The following is a 603-nucleotide window of genomic DNA, read 5'->3' as shown; positions in this document are numbered from 1 at the left end:
TCGAGTTCAGTTTTGAAGGCGCAAGTCTTCAAATGAATAACCGGTTTGGTGATGATGGCGGAGGGGTTCCACGCGTACCCATCTCGAACACGACCGTTAAGCCCTCTAGCGCCGATGGTACTTGGACCGAAGGGTCCTGGGAGAGTAGGACGTCGCCAAGCCGGCCGCAATTCCTTCGGGAATGCAGCCAATAGCCAGCTGGTCTGGCACAATCATGGGGTTCACGCAAGGCAATCGAGATTCTCTTCGGAGGTTCGCGCTGTTTTGCGGGGATACTGTTCGGGCCTTTAGCTCAGCTGGTTAGAGCGCACCCCTGATAAGGGTGAGGTCGGTGGTTCGAGTCCACTAAGGCCCACCACTAACTTCATATTTATCGCATGGGGCCATAGCTCAGCTGGGAGAGCACCTGCCTTGCAAGCAGGGGGTCAGCGGTTCGATCCCGCTTGGCTCCACCATGAATGATCTTGCACCTTGACAACTGGATACGAAACGATAGCGCAAACACCGAAGTTAACCGCGGCTAACGCCGCTGGGTCAATTCGGTGGATGACGAAACATCTTCTAACCTTAGTGTTTGGTCGATGCGGAAGGATGTTCGAACGA

2 tRNA genes and 1 rRNA gene are annotated in these 603 nt (G+C 54.7%); all 3 read left to right on the top strand.

The features are described from left to right. Positions 1–44: 44 nt before the first annotated feature. The 3 genes from rrf (at position 45) to H4Q31_RS11900 (ending at position 455) form a co-directional block, all read left to right on the top strand. Positions 45–161: ribosomal RNA gene (rrf, locus tag H4Q31_RS11910) — 5S ribosomal RNA — on the top strand. A 120-nt stretch (positions 162–281) separates the two neighbouring features. After that, positions 282–358 (top strand) — tRNA-Ile (locus H4Q31_RS11905). A 21-nt stretch (positions 359–379) separates the two neighbouring features. Next, positions 380–455 (top strand) — tRNA-Ala (locus H4Q31_RS11900). The last annotated feature ends 148 nt before the right edge of the window (positions 456–603 follow it).

This window comes from Cohnella lubricantis (assembly GCF_014212015.1).
In the GTDB taxonomy this organism is placed as follows: domain Bacteria; phylum Bacillota; class Bacilli; order Paenibacillales; family Paenibacillaceae; genus Cohnella; species Cohnella lubricantis.
Note: the sequence above shows the minus strand (reverse complement) of the source record. Positions and strands in the feature narration are given on the sequence as shown.